We start from the raw sequence: 16,443 nt of genomic DNA, 5'->3' as shown, positions 1-16,443 counted from the left end.
GGCTCCGTGGAGGAACCAAATCCCGTCTTTCGGGCGTTTGCTCCACTAGAAACCACTCTACCCCCTCACTTCTGCATGGAACAACCAGCCTCCTTTGAGCGTAAACGGCAGCGACTTTTCCTATTCCTTTGTGGCTTATTTTTAACCAACGCCCTGATCGCCGAAATCATTGGCACCAAGATATTCTCCGTCGAAACGCTCATGGGTTGGAACCCCGCCCAAATCCCGCTGGGTGGGCAAATGCTGGACTTCAACATGTCGGCGGGGGTGGTGAACTGGCCGGTGGTATTCATTACCTCCGACATCATCAATGAGTACTTTGGGCGGCGCGGCGTGCGGCGCATCTCCTTCCTGACGGCCCTTTTCATCGTGTACATGTTCATCACGGTCTACGCCACCACCAACCTGCCTCCGGCGCAGTTCTGGCTTGAGCTCAATAGCACCGACAGCAGTGGCAACGCCTTCAACATCAACGAAGCCTTCTCCCGGATTTTCCGGCAGGGGTTGGGGATCATGATTGGCTCCATCACGGCTTTTCTCCTGGGCCAGCTGCTCGACGTATCCATTTTTTCCTGGCTCCGCAGACGCACCGGCAGTCGGCATATCTGGCTGAGGGCCACCGGGTCCACTATGTTCTCGCAGCTGGTCGATAGCTTTGTGGTTATTTCGGTGGCTTTTTACGTTTTTGGCAACTGGAGCATGACACAGGTACTTTCGGTAGGTACCGTCAACTACCTTTACAAAGGTACCATTGCTATCCTAAGTACCCCTTTGCTGTACGGAGCGCATTACTTCATTGACAGGTACTTAGGTAAAGCAAACGCCGAGAAAATGGTAGAAGAAGCGGCCGCGTCGTCGTATATGTAGTGCCCTAATAAAGGTACTGCTTACAAGGGTAGTTGCCGCCGCAGGTTGTCGCAAAGTACCGCCGTAGCGATGCCCACATTGAGCGACTCCGCCCCGCCAAAACGCGGAATCGTGACGCGGTCGGTGACGAAGGTACCTACTTCCGCCCCAATGCCCTGCGACTCGTTGCCTAGCACCAGGTACCCTCCGGCCGCCGGGAAGGCGAACTTGTAAAGCGAAGTACCTCCCAGAAAGGCACCCACGACGTGCTGGGCGGGAAGTACCTGCGCGGCCAGAAAAGCAGGCAGGTCGGTGTAGTAAACGGCGACGCGGGTAAAGGAGCCCTTGCTGGCTGCAATCACCTTGGGGTTGTAGAGGTCGGTCGTATTGGCGGAGCAAATAATTTTCGTGATTCCGTACCAGTCGGCAATGCGCAGGATCGTACCCAGGTTGCCGGGGTCACGAATATCGTCCAGCAGCAGCGCGTATTCGCCCGGACGGGCACATAAAAAAGCATTCTCTTTCGTTCTAGCTACGGCCAGGCAGGAGTCGTTGGTCTGGAAAGTTCCCAGCCGCTCCAGCTCCGCAAGCGAAGCAGTTTCTGCCTTTGCTGCGTGGTGAGACAGAATACTTGCGTATTTTTGCCGGAATTCGTCCGTAGCTACCACCAGCTCTACCTCAAAATCAGAGTCCAGCAGCTCGAGTACGCTTTTGGTACCTTCTACCACAAACGCCCGCTCCTGCTGACGGTACTTTTTGATTTTGAGGGAATTGATATACTTGATCTGACTCTTTGAAAGCATTGAACCGCGAACGTTGTGTGATAGTACTTGGGCTGCTGGGCTTCCTGCTGGCGGGCCTGGTGGGCTGTGCCCCCAGCCTGAACACGAATGGGGCCCGAAGCTACCTGCTGGGTACTTCTTCCATTAAAGGAAACAGTACCATCAAAGACAGCGAACTGGAAGCCCTCATTCCTCAAAAACCAAACCGCCGTTTTCTGGGTTTGCCCATCTTCCCCTACCTGGCGCTCTACCGGGCCGGGCAGGTAGTGTACAGCCGGGAAGAAAAACAGCGCAAGTTAAGGGAGATCACCCAGGAATACCAGCAAAAGGCCGCCGGACTCGAAAACGCCCCCGACCGGCTCAAAAAAGTGCAGCGCACCTACGGGAAGAAAATAGAGCGGGCCCGGCGCCGGGTGGAGCAGGGCAACTTTGCCATGCGGGTACTGGGCGAGCCCCCGGTGTACTTCAACGAGCAGGAAGTGAGCCGCAACGCCGAGAAGATGCAGAGCTACCTGTTCAATAACGGCTATTTTAAAGGCCAGGTTAGCCACACTACCGATACCAGTTTCCAGCGGGTGCGGGTAAGGTACCTCATCACCGAAAACCGCCCTACCCTGATCCGCCAGGTCAGGTACCAGCTTCCCGACCTCCACATCGACAGCCTGCTCACCGCCAGCCAAAAGCAGTCGCTGCTGATCCCTAAAAAACGCTACGACGGTGACGCCTTCGAGGAGGAGCGCATCCGGATCGAAACCCTGCTGCGCGACAACGGGTACTACGGTTTTTCGCGTCAGTATGTTTCGTTCCTCGTCAACGACACCATCGTGTCGCCCGCCACGGATAGTCTCTACCAACAGGTAGACATCCTGGTGCGGGTCAGCAACCCGCCGGGCCAGGCCAGCCATAAAACCTACACGGTAGAAGCGGTGGATTTTGAACTACTCCCCCCCAACAGCGGACTTCCGCTGCTGGGGGACACCACTCGCTTTCAGGGGATCAGGTACCTCTATTCCGACCAGCGGTTTTCGCCGCGCATCCTCAACAGCAAGATCCGGGTCCGGCCGGGGGCGTTGTACAGTCAGCAAAACGAGCGCGACACGCAGCGGCAATTGTCCCTGACGGATCAGTTCCGGTTTGTCAACTACGGCTATGATTCCAGCTCCACTCAGCTCAAGGAATTTTTTCGGGTTATTCCGATGGATAAGTACCAGCTCTCGGCCGACGTGGGCCTGAACGTGATCCAGCAGCAGACGCCGGGTCCGTTTGCCAATTTATCCTACAAAGTACGTAATGTCTTTCACGGCCTCGAAAACTTTGAGGTCAACCTGCGGGGGGGCATCGAGGCCGTAACGGGCTTCAGCAACGCCGACCGGCTGTACCGCAGCCAGGAAGTAAGCCTCAATACGTCGCTCATCTTTCCGCAGCTGCTCCTGCCCGTGGGCGCTTCGCGCTACCAGCTGGGGCGGTTCAATCCCCGTACGCAGGTAGGGCTGGGCTTCAACTACATCAACCGGCCCGAGTACACCCGTACCAGCGTCAAGTCGGCCCTGACGTACTCGCTGCAGCCCTCGGTCAGTACGTTTTACAACCTGTCGCTCATCGACCTGAATATCCTCAACACCACCCGGCTGGACCGGGAGTTTCAGAATTTGCTGGATACCCTGCAGGAGCAGGGCAACAACCTCATCAATAGCTTTCGGAAATCCTTCGTCTCGGACGTCAATTTTACGTTCATTCACAACACCAACTCCTTCCTGGAAGCGCCCACCAACGCCCACTACCTGCGGGTAGCGCTGGAGTCGGGGGGTACCAGCCTGAGTTTGTTTCCGGGCCAGCAGCAACTGATCCAGAACGTATTCGGGAACCTGCAGTTTTTCCAGTACCTGCGCTGGAACGTCGACTACCGCCGCTACTGGCCCATTCGGGGGTACTCTTCCTTCGTGGCGCGGGTCAACAGCGGCAGTGTGTACAGCTACGGGGTCAGTACGGTACCTCCCTACGAAAAGTACTTCTTCGCCGGGGGGTCCAACAGCATTCGGGCCTGGCTACCGCGGCGTTTGGGACCCGGCTCGTCCCCGCCACGCCTGACGTCCGGTAATTTTTCGGTCGAAGCGCCGGGCGATTTTCTGCTGGAAGGAAATCTGGAACTGAGGGGCCGCCTGGCGCAGTTTTTCGGCAATATCAACTACGCCCTCTTTCTGGACGCGGGCAACGTATGGAATCTCACGACCCCCGGTACGTCGGGACGGGACGACGCTTTTTCTAAAAATTTTCTGCGGGAAATCGCCGTCGGCACGGGCTTTGGCATCCGGTACGACCTCTCCTACTTTGTGCTCCGGTTCGACTTTGGCATACGCGTCTACGACCCTTACTTACAGGAGTTTGTACTGGACGAGCTTCGCTTCCGACAGCTATTTAACACCCGTCAGAAAAACTTCCTGAACATCAACCTGGGCGTGGGGTACCCCTTTTAAATCCGAGCCCGGGCCACGCAAAAAGAGGCAATCCTTTTACTGCCACTTTGTCAGTTTTTGCCAACTATTTTGTACATTTGCGTTTCTGAAAAAAGTACCCTCATACTCGCCAAGTAGCGAAGTAAATTCTTAATAAAGCGTACCTGCGGGTACATTGGATTTGATTATCTCCATGGAACAGCGTGTTATCGAAACGTTAAAAATACTTACCGAGTCCGACAAGGAGGCCTGTGACCTCGTGAAGGTATCCGAAAACGAACCTGTACGGGGCAGCGGCAAACGGCTATTCATTGAAAGCTACGGCTGCCAGATGAACTTCTCGGACAGCGAAATTGTGGCGTCGGTGATGCGCGAGGCGGGCTTTACTACCACCTCCACCGAGCAGGACGCCGACCTGATTTTCTTGAATACCTGCGCCATTCGCGACAACGCCGAGCAAAAAGTACGGAACCGCCTCCAGCACCTCAATGCCCTCAAAAAGAAAAAACCGGGGATGCTCATTGGGGTACTTGGCTGCATGGCAGAGCGCCTGAAGGCGAAATTTCTGGAAGAAGAAAAGATGGTTGACATCGTGACCGGCCCCGACGCCTACCGCGACCTGCCCCGGCTGGTCGAAGAAGCCGAAACCGGCCAGAAGGGCGTCAACGTGTTTTTATCCAGGGAGGAAACCTACGCCGACATCTCCCCCATTCGGCTCAATTCCAACGGCATTACGGCCTTCATTTCCATCATGCGGGGCTGCGACAACATGTGCAGCTTCTGCGTGGTACCTTACACCCGCGGCCGGGAGCGCAGCCGCGATCCGTTCTCGATTGTACAAGAAGCGCGGGATCTCTTTGCCAACGGCTACCGGGAAGTAACCCTGCTGGGCCAAAACGTAGACAGCTACAAATGGACCGCCCCGGCGGGGGCTGAAAGTACCCTGGCCGCGCCCGTTACCTTTGCGCAGCTCCTGGAAAAAGTAGCGCTCGTGAGTCCCGACCTGCGGGTGCGCTTCAGCACGTCGCACCCCAAGGACATCACCGACGAGGTACTTTACACCATGAAAAAGTACGACAACATCTGCAAGTACATCCACCTGCCCGCCCAGAGCGGCAACAGCCGGGTACTTCAGCTCATGAACCGTACCTACGACCGCCCCTGGTACCTCCAGAAGATCGACCGCATCCGGGCCATTCTGGGGGAAGATTGTGGTATCTCGCACGACATGATCGCGGGTTTTTGTACCGAAACCGAAGCAGAGCACCAGGATACGCTTTCGTTGATGGAGTATGCCCGCTACGACTACGGCTATATGTTTGCGTACTCGGAGCGGCCCGGTACCCCGGCCGCCAAAAAACTGGTGGACGATGTACCCGAAGCCGTAAAAAAACGCCGCTTACAGGAAATTATCGCCTTACAACAAAAACTGTCCCTGGAACGCAATCAGCGGGCGGTGGGGCGTGTTCATAAAGTACTGGTAGAAAGTACCTCCAAGCGCTCGGACGACGACCTGCAGGGACGCAACGACCAAAATAAAGTAGTGGTGTTTCCGCGCGAAAATTTCCAGAAAGGCCAGTACGTGCACGTGCTGGTGACGGAATGTACCGCCGCCACACTGATCGGAAAGGCGGTAGAGCTGGAAGCGGTCAGTTAACCTACGTACAAACGAATGAATTCTTCCGAAATACAATCCATAAAAAATCGCTTCGGGATCATTGGCAACTCCCCCGGCCTGAACCACGCCATCAACGTGGCCATGCAGGTAGCCGCCACCGACCTCACGGTACTCATCACCGGCGAAAGCGGCAGCGGAAAGGAGTCTTTTTCCAAGATCATCCACAGCCTGAGTGCCCGCAAGCACGGTCCGTTCATTGCGATCAACTGCGGAGCCATTCCCGAAGGTACCATCGACTCGGAGCTCTTCGGCCACGAAAAGGGTGCCTTTACGGGGGCGCTGGATACCCGTAAGGGGTACTTTGAAACCACCAACGGCGGCACGATCTTCCTGGACGAGATTGGCGAAATGCCCATTGGCACCCAGGCACGCCTGCTGCGGGTACTCGAAAACGGCGAGTACATCCGGGTGGGTTCATCAAAGGTCATGAAGACCGACGTGCGCGTGGTGGCGGCCACCAATGTGAACCTGCGTGACGCCGTGGGTCAGGGCAAATTTCGCGAAGACCTCTACTACCGCCTCAACACCGTCCCGATCTTTGTGCCCCCGCTGCGCGAGCGGGACGAAGACGTGCTGCTGCTCTTTCGTAAGTTTACCAACGATTTTGCGGAGCGCTACCGTACCCGGCCCGTCCGGCTCACCGCCAGCGCCCGCGAAATGCTCATGGCCTACGAGTTTCCGGGCAATATCCGCCAGCTTAAGAACATCGCCGAGCAGATCACGATCCTGGAAACCAACAACGATACGCAGATCAGCGCCGAGACCCTGCACAGGTACCTGCACCCCGTGCAGACACCCAGCCGGAAGGCCTTGATTCCCCTTAGCATGACCGAAGAAGGTACTTCTTTCTCCGAGCGGGAGCTACTTTACAAGGTACTTTTCGACATGCGCCGCGACGTCAACGAGCTCAAAAAGCTGGTTAAAAACGTGCTGCAAAACGAGCAGTACGGCGGCGATTTGCTCAAAGACCACCAGGAATTATTCAGTACCATCACCAGCCCTGAGTCAGGTACCTCCCCCAGCCGGACCGAAACGCCGCGCCTGCTGCCCTCCCCGCCGCCGCGGGTGGTGGATCTGGATCGCTACTCCGACAAGCGAAGCGAGATCGAGGACGTGACCCACGTGACGGAGGAAGAGGAGTCGCTCTCGCTGGAAGAGAAAGAGAAAGAAATGATTATCAAGGCTTTGCAAAAAAACAACAACAAGCGCAAGTACGCGGCCCAGGCCCTGGGTATTTCGGAGCGGACTCTGTACCGGAAAATCAAGCAGTACGATATTGAGGAGTAGGTAAACGTGAAAAAGCAAATGACCCGTAGTAATAAGTACCTGACAAAAGCAAGTACCTTCGGAAAGATCCGGCGGTTTGGCCTTTCCCTGCTCGTTAGTTTAGCGCCCTTTTTGTTCTCGGGTTGCGGCATCTACTCCTTTACCGGCACCAGCCTCTCCCCCGACATCAAAACGTTTACGGTTCTTAACTTCAACATGGGTACCGCCGGGGGGCCCGCCAACCTGCCGCTGACTTTCACCGAAAAGCTGAAGGAATACTTCCAGCGCAACACCAACCTCACGCAGGTACCCAACGGCGGTGACCTGCTGCTGGAAGGTACCATCACGGGCTATGACGTAGTACCCATGGCCCCTACCGCCAACGACCAGGCCGGACTCAACCGACTCAACGTCACGGTGCAAACCCGCTTTACCAACAACAAGGACGAAACCAAGAACTTCGACCAGTCCTTTACTTTTTACGCGGATTTCCCCCAGGGCCAAACCCTCAACCAAAACGAGGCCCGGCTTTTGCCCGGCATTCTGGATCAGCTGGTGCAGGATATTTTTAATAAGTCAGCTGCCGATTGGTAAACGGCAATCCTTTCGTACTTTTAGGTACCTCCTCCCGACCCCACTATTTCTACGATTTCATGCATACCGTTGACAAAGAAACTTTTACGTACTGGATAACGCACCCTTACGATCTCGGGCAAGGGGATCAGTCCCGGCTTGAGTACCTGGTAGAGAACTTTCCTTACTGCCAGCTCGGGCACGCGCTCCTCGCCAAATCCGCCTCGCAGTCGGAACGGGTAGCCACCGAAGTGATCCCGCGGGCGGCCGTTTATGCACTCAACCGGGGCGCGCTTCGCCGCCTGGTCGAAAACGAGTTTGAGTGGTCGGGCTCGCTGCTCAACCGCCTGACGGAGCTGCCCTACGGGCCAAGCAGCACCCGCCAGGGCGTGACCCCTTACGGCCGTGAAAAACCCATTTCGTTGATCCGCTTCGAAAGCCAGTTTACTTCTACCGAAGATAACGCCGTTGAGGCCCCCAGTCCGGAAACCAACTTCCTGCCGGTTGACGACAGCGTCATAGCCGAAAAGGTTATTGAAGAAGGATTGACTCACAAACGCCTTAAGGCAGTACCTTACCCAGCCATCGAGCTTATTCCCCGGCCCGAAAAAAGGCCCGATGAGCGCCGCAAGCAGCAGGAAATCATCGAAAACTTTATTAAGAACGATCCCCGGATCGGGCCGATCCGGGCCAATACCGCCGAACCGGTGGAAGTGGAAGACCTGAGTGCCCGCCAGCCCGTCCCTTCCTTTGATGGTTTGGCTACCGAATCCTTCGCGCTCATCTTAATCAAACAGGGCAAGATCGCGAAGGCAATCAACATCTACGAGAAACTGATTTTGAAATTCCCAGAAAAAAAGGATTACTTTGCGAAAAAAATAGAAGAATTGGACCGGAAGTGATCAGGTACCTACGCACTTCGTGTTAGTTCGGTCCCGGCGTCTAAGCGAAATTAAAACGATTTCACGAATTTACTCTTTACTTATTTTTACCCCTTTATTTTTAAAAGCATGTATTTGGCAATTGTAATTTTTGTGGCGATTATCGCCGTTCTGCTGATCCTGGTGGTTTTGGTACAGAATTCCAAGGGAGGCGGGCTTTCCAGCGAATTTGCGGGAACCGGGTCGTCCCAAATGTTTGGCGTAAAAAAGACCACCGACCTGCTCGAACAAATCACCTGGGGGCTGGCCATCAGCATCATGGCCATTGCCCTGGTATCGTATATTTTGGTAGGAGAAGGCACGCAAGCCGGTGAATCCGTCAACAGCGTGAATATCGAAAAAGCGCAAAGTACCCCCCTACCGGGTGGCAATATTGCTCCGGCCGTGCCGGGAGCTACTTCACCGGGTCCTTCCGGGGCCGATGCGCCGGGCGCAGTCACTCCCGAAGGTACGGCTCCCGCTACGTCCCCAACCGACACGTCTAACTAGCATCGGTGAGCCCAAAACAAGAGCCGCTTCCGGGATTTAGTGTTCCGGAAGCGGCTCTTGTTTTATTAGGTAGTTTCAGGTTTATAAGTACCTAGGCTAGGTTCAGGTGCCGGATCATCAGCTGTTTGGCAGCGGGCAGGAGCGTCTCGTCGAGCGGGTAGTCCCGCTGCGTTTCGACCATGTAGGTAGCTGGGTTGGGCAGTGCGCGAAATCTCCGAACCAGATCTACCTTCAGATTTTCGAACGTAGTACCCAGCCCCTTCCGGACCGAATCCACCAGGACGGTTTGAACGTAGCGCTGCCGATCGGCCCCAAATAGGGCTACCTGATACCGAAAGATGCTCGTCTCCTGCCGTCGGCTGCGGTGAATGAAAAGGTACCCCTCGTCGGTACGAAGGGGCATGATGCCCACGGGCACAAAAGTCAGGCTGGCCTCCACGGCCCCGTAGCGCTCCTGGCCCTGGGTCAGGGTGCGGGAAAAACGCGGCAGGGCGTAGTCGATGATGGCATTCAGCTCGCTGAGGTAGGTATCTTCCGGAAGTACCTCTTCGTACTGGATCTTAAGGGTACTTTTATCGATACCCCGGACGCGCTTAGGAAAAGACGCCCGCATGGCTCCTTTTTTTTCCTTGAGGCGTAAGCTGTTCTCGTAGTGTAGCCGCAGGTCAGGAAGGTACGGGAAGAGCCGGTCTGACGAGAAGTCCTGCTCCACCTGCTGCAAGTATGCCAGTAAGACATACTTTTTATACTCAAAATCCCAGATACCTTCGGTTAGCCAATCGCCATGAAGCTTTGTCATAATTTTATCGGGTGGGTTAACGGTAAAAATTTAGGCAATTCTCTTCAAATACCAAACGATATTTTAAAATAATGTTATATACCTTTCATTTGACCTCCCAACCGCCCAAATAACAAGAATGTCAGCGCGCTCCTGAAAAAATGACAGTAAATACGGCTGGCACAACTTATGTAGAAGGGTATGGTGTCAAAAAAACTAACTGACAACTGTAAAAAAACGTTTTATACTATGTCAACTGCAACAGAAGTACAAGTGAACGTACGACCCCTAGCGGATCGGGTTCTGATTGAGCCTGCTCCGGCCGAAGAAAAAACAGCGTTTGGTATCATTATTCCTGATACCGCCAAGGAAAAACCCCAACGTGGTACGGTCATTGCCGTTGGTCCAGGTAAGACAGACGAGCCTATTACCGTGAAAGTAGGCGATACGGTACTTTACGGGAAATACTCCGGTACCGAATTGTCCGTTGATGGTAAAGATTGCCTCATCATGCGCGAATCAGATATCTACGCCGTTATCGGCTAAGGATTGATGGCTTACGCATTTTTTGTAGCTAGTTAGTAGTTCAACTTTTTATTAAAAAACAAAAAACATGTCTAAAAAGATATTTTTCGACGTAGAAGCTCGCGATAAGATCAAGCGGGGCGTAGATACGCTGGCCGATGCTGTAAAGGTGACCTTGGGACCTCGTGGCCGCAACGTAGTGATTGATAAAAAATTCGGCTCACCTACCATCACCAAAGATGGTGTAACCGTGGCCAAAGAAATTGAGCTGAAAGACGCCATGGAAAACATGGGTGCTCAGCTGGTAAAAGAAGTAGCTTCCAAAACCGCCGACTCGGCCGGTGACGGTACCACTACCGCTACCGTACTGGCTCAGGCGATCTACTCCATTGGCGTAAAGAACGTAGCCGCCGGTGCTAACCCCATGGACCTGAAGCGTGGTATCGAGAAAGCCGTACACGTGATTGTGAAGGACCTGGAAAAACAAAAGAAAAATATTTCTACGTCCAAGGAAATTGCTCAGGTAGCCACCATCTCGGCCAACCACGACGAGGAGATCGGTACGATGATCGCCGAGGCCATGGAAAAAGTAGGTAAAGAGGGCGTAATCACCGTAGAAGAAGCCCGCGGTACCGAAACCGAAGTAAAAACTGTAGAAGGGATGCAGTTTGACCGCGGCTACCTGTCTCCGTACTTCGTAACCAATACCGAGAAAATGGAGGTTGAAATGGAGCGCCCATTCATCCTGATCTCGGAGAAGAAAGTATCTTCGATGAAAGAATTGCTGCCCGTACTGGAGCAAGTAGCCCAGACGGGTCGTCCGTTGGTGATTATTGCCGAAGACGTAGACGGCGAAGCGCTGGCTACCCTGGTAGTAAACAAAATCCGCGGTGCCTTGAAAGTAGCCGCCGTGAAAGCCCCTGGCTTCGGTGACCGCCGCAAAGCCATGCTGGAAGACATCTCCATCCTGACGGGCGGAACGGTGATCAGCGAAGATCGTGGTTTCAAACTGGAAAACGCTACGCTTGAGTACCTGGGAAGCAGCGAAAAAGTGATCATCGACAAAGACAACACCACGATTGTAAACGGTGATGGCCAGTCGGATGATATTCAGGGCCGCGTGAACCAGATCAAAGCCCAGATCGAAAATACGACGTCGGACTACGACCGCGAGAAATTGCAGGAACGCCTGGCGAAACTATCCGGTGGGGTAGCGATCCTGTACATCGGTGCGGCTACCGAAGTAGAGATGAAAGAAAAGAAAGACCGCGTGGACGATGCTCTGCACGCTACCCGCGCCGCCGTTGAGGAAGGCGTAGTAGCTGGTGGTGGTGTGGCCCTGATCCGTGCCGTTGCTGCCCTGGAAGACATGAAAGGCAGCAACGAAGACGAAACAACCGGTATCAATATCATCCGCATGGCCCTTGAGTCTCCACTGCGCACGATCGTGGCCAACGCCGGTGGCGAAGGCTCCGTAGTGGTTCAGAAGGTGAAAGAAGGTACGGGCGGATTTGGCTACAACGCCAAAAACAATACCTACGAAGATTTGCTCGAGGCGGGTATCATCGATCCGAAGAAAGTAACGCGTCTGGCGCTTGAAAACGCCGCGTCTATCGCCGGATTGCTGCTAACGACCGAGTGCGTCATTGCCGACGAGCCCGAAGAAAACGCGGCTCCTTCTATGCCCCACGGCGGTGGCATGGGCGGCATGATGTAATCTTCGAGTCATCCTACGAATACGGAAGAAGGCCGGGTCAAATGACCCGGCCTTCTTCCGTATATGAACCTCCGAAATAACTATTTCAAGTCCCTTTAAAATAATTCGTGGTTAAATGCTTGCTTTTACGCGCTAAAATGCTAAAATTAACAATAAGTTAACATTGGCATAACAGTACAGTAATACGACCATGAAAAAATACCGTCCGCTCCTTACACTTGGAGGTCTATTGGGCCTACTAGTAGGCTTATCAGTACCCAGCTGGGGCCAAAACAATACGCTTCCTTCCTTTTTGAAGGAAAAGCAAGTCTGGAACGAAAAACTGGTAGTGGTGTACGCGCCCGAAGATCAGCAACAGCTACTGAAGGAGCAGCTCAACGCCTGGTTGCCCTACACCCAGCTCTTTCATCAGGAGAAAATCGTGATCGTGTCGCTACCTACCCGCCTTGACGCGGCCAGTCAGGAGTACCTTCACCGCAAGCTTTCTTACCAGCCCGATCGCTTTCATGTATGGGTGATCGACGAAGAGGGCAACCTCCGCCTGTCCAGCACCAAGCTTACGCAAGTACCTCAGCTGCTCCGTTTGCTAGATGCCAGCGAGCGCCCGCCCGTTCACTCCCGGGCTCAGCTCTTCTAAGTATAATTATAGTTAGTTATCAGTAACAAAATAGCCGCCTGAAAGAACCAGGCGGCTATTTAATTTACTCAACGTTATGAAAAACATCCTTCTCAGGACATTATAACAACCTAAATGTCATATAATTATTTTATAATGTCTTAATATAAATGACACTAATTTAATCTAGTTTTAAATAATGATAAATTAGTACAATATTAGAACGAAAAAATACTATTAAAACACTTCAAAATTATACTATACGCTTTCCATTAAACCATCCCGCATGCTAAGGCGGCGGTCTGCCATTTGGGCTAGCTCTTCGTTGTGGGTGACAATCACGAAGGTTTGGCCGAGCTCGTCGCGCAGCTGAAAAAATAACCGGTGCAAATCTTCGGCATTTTTGGAATCGAGGTTGCCGCTGGGCTCATCCGCAAGTACAATGGCGGGTTGGTTCATGAGGGCCCTTGCCACCGCCACCCGCTGCTGCTCTCCCCCGGAAAGCTGCGAAGGAAGGTGATCCTGGCGGTCCGCCAGGCCCAGTAAAGCAAGAAGCTCCTTGCCGCGCTGCCGAATGCCCGCCTCGCTGGCTTTTCCGCCGATAAAGCCCGGCATACAGACGTTTTCTAACGCTGTAAATTCTGCTAACAGGTTATGGAATTGGAACACAAACCCAATCCGCTCGTTTCGAAACTGAGCCAAAGCCTTGTCACTCAGGCGCGACACATCCGTGTCCTGAATTTGGACGCTTCCCTGGTCGGGCCGGTCCAAAGTACCTATGATGTGGAGCAAAGTACTTTTGCCCGCCCCCGAAGCACCTACTATAGCCACTACCTCGCCGGGCTGAATGATCAAATCAATTCCTTTAAGTACCTGGAGGCTGCCGTAGGTGCGGGTAATTCCCTGAGCTTGTAGTAAGGACATAGTCATGCGTGTCTTGCTGGTATAAAGTTGGCAGGATCGCAGGGCTTAGCTGCCGTTTCCTGCACAAAAGGCAAACAAAACTGTCCGCCATTTTGAATAATTCGCTAATTTGCCGTGAAAATACCAATTTACTATTATACTCATGAATATTCACGAATATCAAGCCAAAAGCGTCCTTAAAAAATACGGCGTGCGCATCCAGGAAGGTGTCGTAGCCGACACCCCCGACAAAGCCGTGGAAGTAGCCCGTGAGCTCAGCAGCCAAACCGGCACGAAATGGTTTGTGGTCAAGTCGCAAATCCACGCCGGTGGACGCGGCAAGGGAAAAATCGAAGGCAGCGAACAACGCGGCGTCGCCCTGGCTAAATCCATGGAGGATGTGCGGACCATATCAAAAAATATCCTGGGCAAGGTACTGGTAACCCACCAAACCGGCCCCGAAGGCAAGCGTGTTAACAAAGTACTGATCGCCGAAGATGTGTATTACCCTGGCCCTACGGAGCCCAAAGAGTACTACCTGTCGATTCTGCTGGATCGGGCCAAAAACTGCAACGTAATCATGGCCAGCACCGAAGGGGGCATGGACATTGAAGAAGTGGCGGAGCACACGCCCGAGAAAATCATGAAGGAGTGGATCGACCCGCGCGTGGGCTTGCAGGCGTTTCAAGCCCGTAAGGTAGCTTTTGCGCTGGGGCTGGAAGGCGATGCCTTCAAAGAAATGGTGAAATTCATCACGGCCCTCTACCGCGCCTACAACGAGAGTGACTCGTCGATGTTCGAGATCAACCCGGTGCTCAAAACCTCCGACAACAAGATCCTGGCCGTAGACGCCAAAGTAAACCTGGACGACAACGCTCTGTTCCGCCACCCGGAGCTGGCCGAAATGCGCGATACCAACGAGGAAGATCCGCTGGAAGTAGAAGCCGGAGCCAACAACCTCAACTACGTGAAGCTGGACGGCAACGTGGGCTGTATGGTCAATGGTGCCGGGCTGGCTATGGCTACCATGGATATCATCAAGCTGTCGGGCGGTGAACCCGCCAACTTCCTTGACGTAGGGGGTGGAGCCAACGCCACCACGGTTGAGGCCGGTTTCCGGATTATCCTGAAAGACCCCAACGTGAAGGCCATCCTGATCAATATCTTCGGGGGAATTGTGCGCTGCGACCGCGTAGCGGCCGGCGTGGTAGAAGCCTACAAGGCCATTGGAGAAATTCCCGTACCCATCATCGTGCGTCTGCAAGGTACCAACGCCGAAGAAGGCGCCCGGATCATTAACGAGTCGGGCCTGAAAGTATACTCGGCCATCGAGTTCAAAGAAGCCGCCGTGAAGGTGTCGGAAGTACTGGCCGAGCTGGGCTTATAATTTTCAAAGTACCTTTAGAAAGCAGGGCAACTCGTTGAGTTGCCCTGCTTTTTGTCCTTTATCCCGCCTTTACCTGACCTAAATCCCATCCCATGAGACCGCCCAATGAGTTAGGGAAAGATCCGATCGGTCCGCTGTTTTTCCGGTTTTACGGTCCTATTTTGGTCAGTATGCTGTCGATCACAACCCACCAGCTGATCAACGGCTTGGTGTTAGGACAGTACCTGGGCAAGGAGGCCGTGGCCGCGCTGGGGTTGTACGCGCCGCTTTTGCTCGTGGTGATGGCACTGGTGCTACCGCTCATGATTGGAAGCGGGATTCTGTTTTCCAAGCGCAGCGGGGCGGGCCAGCATCAGTCGGCACAGCAGCTTTTCCAGTTTGCCACGACCCTGGGCCTGGTAGCAAGCGGCCTGGTGGCAGCCAGTGCCGTGTTCATTGCCCGCCCCCTGGCTGCCTTTCTGGCTGGTTCGGAAAACCCTCTCCTGCTCGATTATACGACCGACTACCTTTTCTGGAGCCTGCTGTCGCTGCCTCTGTTGGTGGTGAGGGTACTTTGGGGTACTTTCCTGAACAACGACAACGCGCCCCACATTTCCAAGAACGCCTCCGTCCTTTCTTCCCTGCTCAATATCGCCCTGGACGTACTTTTGGTGATTATTTTTCCTTTCGGGGTAGCGGGTGCGGCCATCGCCACCGGCCTGTCGCTGCTCGTGGCCCTGGGGTACATTTACGTTTCCATTCGCCGCCGCAACGGGCTCCTGCGTTTTACCCATTTCCAATTTTCGCTCCGCTTTGGTGCCTGGAAAGAGCTACTCGGCTACGGATTTCCCTCGTTTGTGTCCGAACTTTGCATGGCGCTCGGTTTTCTGCTGGTCAACCAAAGTTTGCTGCCCTACGGCTCACTGGCCGTGGCGACGTTTGGGGTACTTAATTTCATGAACAATATCTTTCTGCGCCTGTTCACCGCCGCCATGATCGCCGCCCAACCCATCATGGCCTTCAACCTGGGGGCTGGCTCGGCCCGAAGGGTACTTTCCACGCTGCGGTTTGCGCTGCTATTTACGATGGCGGTAGGTGTGGTGGTGTACGCCTTCGGTTTCTTTTTCCCAAACTTGCTCCTGCAAATGTTTACCGATAACGAATCCGAGGCCTTCCGGCAGGTAGCTTCCGACGCCATCCGGCTTTCTTTTCTGATTTACCTGGTGGCCGGGCCCAACTACCTCCTGGCTCTTTATTTACAAATCATGGGCAAAGTGCGGTTATCCGTCCTGTATAACGCGTTGAAGGGGCTTGGCTTCGTCGGCCTTTTTCTGGCGCTGGTACCGGTGGCCACCAACGCCCGGCTGGAGGGTATCTGGCTGGCCCGGCCGCTGGCTGAGCTAAGTACCCTGCTGCTGCTGGGGCTGTACACCTGGTATCAAAAGGCCCACTACTACCCCACCGAACTACCCATCCCGCAACCTACGCTCGAAACTACCCCCTAACCCCA

15 protein-coding genes are annotated in these 16,443 nt (G+C 54.1%); 12 read left to right on the top strand and 3 right to left on the bottom strand.

Features of this window, described 5'->3' with window-relative positions; all coding sequences use genetic code 11:
- Positions 1-75 precede the first annotated feature (75 nt).
- Positions 76-867, top strand: coding sequence for a queuosine precursor transporter (locus HNQ92_RS05925; protein WP_184172178.1), 792 nt, complete (start codon positions 76-78; stop codon positions 865-867).
- A gap of 20 nt (positions 868-887) precedes the next feature.
- Here HNQ92_RS05925 and HNQ92_RS05920 read toward each other — a convergent pair whose 3' ends face one another.
- A complete protein-coding gene (locus tag HNQ92_RS05920; protein WP_184172176.1) occupies positions 888-1,649 on the bottom strand; it encodes a TrmH family RNA methyltransferase in 762 nt (253 codons plus the stop codon).
- 17 nt (positions 1,650-1,666) lie between these two features.
- Between HNQ92_RS05920 and tamL the strand changes: the two genes are divergently transcribed.
- The 6 genes from tamL to secG all read left to right on the top strand — a co-directional run bounded on the left by tamL (position 1,667) and on the right by secG (position 9,028).
- Positions 1,667-4,102 carry a translocation and assembly module lipoprotein TamL gene (gene tamL / locus HNQ92_RS05915; RefSeq protein ID WP_343062968.1) on the top strand — a complete coding sequence of 812 codons (2,436 nt, stop codon included), beginning with the start codon at positions 1,667-1,669 and terminating at the stop codon, positions 4,100-4,102.
- Between the two features lie 172 nt (positions 4,103-4,274).
- Positions 4,275-5,738 carry a tRNA (N6-isopentenyl adenosine(37)-C2)-methylthiotransferase MiaB gene (gene miaB / locus HNQ92_RS05910; RefSeq protein WP_184172173.1) on the top strand — a complete coding sequence of 488 codons (1,464 nt, stop codon included), beginning with the start codon at positions 4,275-4,277 and terminating at the stop codon, positions 5,736-5,738.
- Between the two features lie 15 nt (positions 5,739-5,753).
- The gene (locus HNQ92_RS05905; protein ID WP_184172171.1) at positions 5,754-7,046 is read left to right on the top strand and encodes a sigma-54 interaction domain-containing protein; all 1,293 of its coding nucleotides are present in this window, start codon (positions 5,754-5,756) and stop codon (positions 7,044-7,046) included.
- A gap of 18 nt (positions 7,047-7,064) precedes the next feature.
- A complete protein-coding gene (locus HNQ92_RS05900) occupies positions 7,065-7,619 on the top strand; it encodes an LptE family protein (RefSeq protein ID WP_184172169.1) in 555 nt (184 codons plus the stop codon).
- Between the two features lie 59 nt (positions 7,620-7,678).
- The gene (locus HNQ92_RS05895; protein ID WP_184172167.1) at positions 7,679-8,500 is read left to right on the top strand and encodes a hypothetical protein; all 822 of its coding nucleotides are present in this window, start codon (positions 7,679-7,681) and stop codon (positions 8,498-8,500) included.
- A gap of 108 nt (positions 8,501-8,608) precedes the next feature.
- Positions 8,609-9,028: a preprotein translocase subunit SecG gene (gene secG / locus HNQ92_RS05890; RefSeq protein ID WP_184172165.1), complete on the top strand. Its 420-nt coding sequence runs from the start codon at positions 8,609-8,611 to the stop codon at positions 9,026-9,028.
- A gap of 91 nt (positions 9,029-9,119) precedes the next feature.
- Here secG and HNQ92_RS05885 read toward each other — a convergent pair whose 3' ends face one another.
- A complete protein-coding gene (locus HNQ92_RS05885; RefSeq protein ID WP_184172163.1) occupies positions 9,120-9,827 on the bottom strand; it encodes a hypothetical protein in 708 nt (235 codons plus the stop codon).
- 228 nt (positions 9,828-10,055) lie between these two features.
- On the opposite strand from HNQ92_RS05885, the gene HNQ92_RS05880 reads away from it, so the two are divergent.
- From HNQ92_RS05880 to HNQ92_RS05870, 3 genes are all read left to right on the top strand, one after another.
- Positions 10,056-10,352, top strand: coding sequence for a co-chaperone GroES (locus HNQ92_RS05880; RefSeq protein ID WP_184172161.1), 297 nt, complete (start codon positions 10,056-10,058; stop codon positions 10,350-10,352).
- A 67-nt stretch (positions 10,353-10,419) separates the two neighbouring features.
- Positions 10,420-12,048 (top strand): chaperonin GroEL, encoded by a 1,629-nt coding sequence (gene groL, locus HNQ92_RS05875; RefSeq protein ID WP_184172159.1) that lies wholly within the window; start codon positions 10,420-10,422, stop codon positions 12,046-12,048.
- 190 nt (positions 12,049-12,238) lie between these two features.
- Positions 12,239-12,685, top strand: coding sequence for a DUF4174 domain-containing protein (locus HNQ92_RS05870; RefSeq protein WP_184172157.1), 447 nt, complete (start codon positions 12,239-12,241; stop codon positions 12,683-12,685).
- 237 nt (positions 12,686-12,922) lie between these two features.
- Here the strand turns inward: HNQ92_RS05870 and HNQ92_RS05865 are convergent, their stop codons facing one another.
- Positions 12,923-13,588, bottom strand: a complete 666-nt coding sequence (locus HNQ92_RS05865) for an ABC transporter ATP-binding protein (protein WP_184172155.1) — start codon at positions 13,586-13,588, stop codon at positions 12,923-12,925.
- A 142-nt stretch (positions 13,589-13,730) separates the two neighbouring features.
- On the opposite strand from HNQ92_RS05865, the gene sucC reads away from it, so the two are divergent.
- Both sucC and HNQ92_RS05855 read left to right on the top strand, forming a co-directional pair.
- Positions 13,731-14,954: an ADP-forming succinate--CoA ligase subunit beta gene (gene sucC / locus HNQ92_RS05860; protein WP_184172153.1), complete on the top strand. Its 1,224-nt coding sequence runs from the start codon at positions 13,731-13,733 to the stop codon at positions 14,952-14,954.
- A gap of 92 nt (positions 14,955-15,046) precedes the next feature.
- Entirely contained in the window at positions 15,047-16,438 is a 1,392-nt protein-coding gene (locus HNQ92_RS05855; RefSeq protein WP_184172151.1) for an MATE family efflux transporter, read from the top strand.
- Positions 16,439-16,443 lie beyond the last annotated feature (5 nt).

It is taken from the genome of Rhabdobacter roseus (assembly GCF_014202275.1).
GTDB lineage: Bacteria > Bacteroidota > Bacteroidia > Cytophagales > Spirosomataceae > Rhabdobacter > Rhabdobacter roseus.
This window is presented reverse-complemented; position numbering and strand designations above follow the sequence as displayed.

Bases quoted from the DNA above. Each gene is read 5' to 3' on its own strand.
- sucC (WP_184172153.1), top strand. From the start codon at position 13,731: ATGAATATTCACGAATATCAAGCCAAAAGCGTCCTTAAAAAATACGGC.
- HNQ92_RS05925 (WP_184172178.1), top strand. From the start codon at position 76: ATGGAACAACCAGCCTCCTTTGAGCGTAAACGGCAGCGACTTTTCCTA.
- HNQ92_RS05900 (WP_184172169.1), top strand. From the start codon at position 7,065: ATGACCCGTAGTAATAAGTACCTGACAAAAGCAAGTACCTTCGGAAAG.
- miaB (WP_184172173.1), top strand. From the start codon at position 4,275: ATGGAACAGCGTGTTATCGAAACGTTAAAAATACTTACCGAGTCCGAC.
- HNQ92_RS05870 (WP_184172157.1), top strand. From the start codon at position 12,239: ATGAAAAAATACCGTCCGCTCCTTACACTTGGAGGTCTATTGGGCCTA.
- HNQ92_RS05855 (WP_184172151.1), top strand. From the start codon at position 15,047: ATGAGACCGCCCAATGAGTTAGGGAAAGATCCGATCGGTCCGCTGTTT.
- HNQ92_RS05880 (WP_184172161.1), top strand. From the start codon at position 10,056: ATGTCAACTGCAACAGAAGTACAAGTGAACGTACGACCCCTAGCGGAT.
- secG (WP_184172165.1), top strand. From the start codon at position 8,609: ATGTATTTGGCAATTGTAATTTTTGTGGCGATTATCGCCGTTCTGCTG.
- HNQ92_RS05905 (WP_184172171.1), top strand. From the start codon at position 5,754: ATGAATTCTTCCGAAATACAATCCATAAAAAATCGCTTCGGGATCATT.
- HNQ92_RS05865 (WP_184172155.1), bottom strand. From the start codon at position 13,588: ATGTCCTTACTACAAGCTCAGGGAATTACCCGCACCTACGGCAGCCTC.
- HNQ92_RS05885 (WP_184172163.1), bottom strand. From the start codon at position 9,827: ATGACAAAGCTTCATGGCGATTGGCTAACCGAAGGTATCTGGGATTTT.
- HNQ92_RS05920 (WP_184172176.1), bottom strand. From the start codon at position 1,649: ATGCTTTCAAAGAGTCAGATCAAGTATATCAATTCCCTCAAAATCAAA.
- groL (WP_184172159.1), top strand. From the start codon at position 10,420: ATGTCTAAAAAGATATTTTTCGACGTAGAAGCTCGCGATAAGATCAAG.
- HNQ92_RS05895 (WP_184172167.1), top strand. From the start codon at position 7,679: ATGCATACCGTTGACAAAGAAACTTTTACGTACTGGATAACGCACCCT.